This is a genomic window from Alkalimonas amylolytica (assembly GCF_900107845.1).
In the GTDB taxonomy this organism is placed as follows: Bacteria; Pseudomonadota; Gammaproteobacteria; order Enterobacterales; family Alteromonadaceae; genus Alkalimonas; species Alkalimonas amylolytica.
Map to the genome: position 1 here is coordinate 1 of NZ_FNRM01000023.1, position 2,193 is coordinate 2,193.

The window sequence follows — 2,193 nt, forward strand, 5'->3', positions numbered from 1 at the left end:
TTACTGTGAAACCGCTAGATCGTAAATTTTTATCTGACCCCGAAATTCTTCATGTACGCCACCGCCTTAAAATCATTGCTTTTGTCTCGGCATGAGGCACCCCTTCCCCCTTCTTTATTTGCGCTTCAGCAGCGTAAATAGCTTCCAGCAGCTCTAACCGCTCCTGCATGCGTTGGTATTCATGCACGCCGACCAGCACTGCAACCTCACGGCCGTGCTGAGTTAGCACCGTGGGGCGGTGCGTCTCGTTAACCTGCTTCACGAAGGATGCTATTCCCGCCTCGAAGTCGGATAACGGGCAGCTATCTTCATCAACTCTGAGCTTTGTCATGGCAACATAACCGTATGTGCGAATGTACTACTAACTGTGCTTGATGAGGGGGAAAAGCGCAATCGATCTTTACCAATTCGATTGCTGCCACACTGGATGATATGCCTTGGTATACCGATCTGATGTACTTGTGGAAATCGAAGTAGGCGATATCTTTCTTATGACCAATTTCCATCTTACGGATAAGCTCGAGAATTTTGAGCTAACCCTGAAGTTACTGGCCCCAATCAGGGCCTGGACGCTACGGGGAGCACCCTTTCCTTAGCCGGACTTGGTTCGCTCCTTCAACAGCTCCTGCTTTACACGCAACACTCGGTGCTGATAGCACACCATTTTTTTGAACCCTTTAGTACTAAAGAGGAAAGCTGCAATCGCAGCTGCCACGATTGCCGATATGGCTAGTGCGGTCAGCAATGACGGATGAACGCTTTGTTGGCTCAGCAGCAACCACACACAGCCTAAAAGGATACAAAGCACTGAATACAGTTGCGCCAGCTTAATACTGACAACCGAGGCTTTCCCCTGAATTAACCTCGATAACAAGGTGAGCAGAACTAAGATGAATACGGCATCGGCTATCACCAATGCAAAAGAAAACTCAAGGAAGGTAAAGCTGAATAACGTAACCAGCAAAAAGCCTGCTGTCATTGCGCTTAATAATGCCACCAGACCAAGAACGAAATGAGGCGGCAGCAGGCCATGATAATCCTGCCCCATCTTTTCTTTAATAGAATGTGCAAGTGATAACCCTGATAAAGTACTTCGCTTAGTATGCTTTTGAGATAACTTCATGCTTAGCGCCTGATGCTGGCCATCAAAGAGTTAAAAATAATATCCAAGCACCCAGCTCAAAAGTACCAACAGCAAAGAACAACTCATCGCACACATTAACCAAAGGCTTAACCACCACTGTGAGGCTGAAGATAGCTGCCGCACTTTATCCATTCCCTCTATGAAGTGATGATTATTCCCTTTTGCTAACCACAATCCGCCCTTATCACGTTCGAGCCTCCACCGAGCAAACGGAAAAAGAATAGCCAGTGCATACCAAAAGCTTTTAAACGGCCAAACTACCATGTCACTAATCATATCTTGCTGATTCGATCTCAATAAACGCTGTAATGGCCTGGTTACAAACCATGCTACTAGTGGATATGAGATGATCAATGACATAATTACAATGAAACCAATCACCTCAAACCATACAGAAACGGTTTTATCCATAACTAGCTACCTGTCGCATGCATATAGATACGATCAGCCTGGTTGAACATCGTCTCACCTACCCCTTGCCCAATACTGTCCGCTCTACTCGCAGCGACAACAGCTAACACAACTGCGGCTCCAATTAATACAACCCAGCCTGCAGGTGTAAGACTTAACGCAATACCAATCGCTTTTGCAGCACCTACTGCCAAATAACCAGCACCCAAGCTTAAAGAAAATCCACCAACTTGCCTGAATCCTTCTCTTACCCCAGAACGCCTGCCACCTGACTGAAAGGCTGTATTGACTCTAGCGCTTCGTAATCCCAGGTCTAACCCAATGACCCAGCGGTTCAGTATCGTCGTTCTTTTCATAAACCGCTGCAATGTTCTGGCTTGTTCGCCATTGGCAACGTTCAACGTTCGCCCGGTGCGGCGGCCAACAGCGGTATTGCTGTGCATTGAGCGGCCGCTGCGGGCGACATTAACACCGCGATCCACATTGGCCAGCGCAGAGCGGTTGGCTTGCGTGCCCAGATTGGCTTTATAGCGTGCCAGTTGCGACTGAAAACGCTGCTGCATGTCGGCATGCAGGCGGCGGACCTGAGCTTCTTTTGCCGCTATCTGTGGGTTGTAAGCACCCCGGCCGCGAGCGCC

Annotated in this window: 3 protein-coding genes and 1 pseudogene; all 4 read right to left on the bottom strand. The window is 48.4% G+C overall.

Annotated elements, in window-relative coordinates; genetic code table 11:
• Positions 1-49 precede the first annotated feature (49 nt).
• On the bottom strand, positions 50-331 hold the full coding sequence (locus tag BLW37_RS18490) for a type II toxin-antitoxin system Phd/YefM family antitoxin (protein WP_091345567.1): 282 nt from the start codon (positions 329-331) through the stop codon (positions 50-52).
• Between the two features lie 261 nt (positions 332-592).
• Positions 593-1,123, bottom strand: coding sequence for a hypothetical protein (locus BLW37_RS18495; protein WP_139243761.1), 531 nt, complete (start codon positions 1,121-1,123; stop codon positions 593-595).
• A 30-nt stretch (positions 1,124-1,153) separates the two neighbouring features.
• Positions 1,154-1,555 carry a hypothetical protein gene (locus tag BLW37_RS18500; RefSeq protein ID WP_091345570.1) on the bottom strand — a complete coding sequence of 134 codons (402 nt, stop codon included), beginning with the start codon at positions 1,553-1,555 and terminating at the stop codon, positions 1,154-1,156.
• A 2-nt stretch (positions 1,556-1,557) separates the two neighbouring features.
• Positions 1,558-2,193: pseudogene (locus BLW37_RS18795) on the bottom strand (hypothetical protein); the annotation flags it as partial.

What these genes read in the sequence shown, in the direction of transcription:
- BLW37_RS18490 (WP_091345567.1), bottom strand. Translation starts at nt 331, where the DNA reads ATGACAAAGCTCAGAGTTGATGAAGATAGCTGCCCGTTATCCGACTTC.
- BLW37_RS18495 (WP_139243761.1), bottom strand. Translation starts at nt 1,123, where the DNA reads ATGAAGTTATCTCAAAAGCATACTAAGCGAAGTACTTTATCAGGGTTA.
- BLW37_RS18500 (WP_091345570.1), bottom strand. Translation starts at nt 1,555, where the DNA reads ATGGATAAAACCGTTTCTGTATGGTTTGAGGTGATTGGTTTCATTGTA.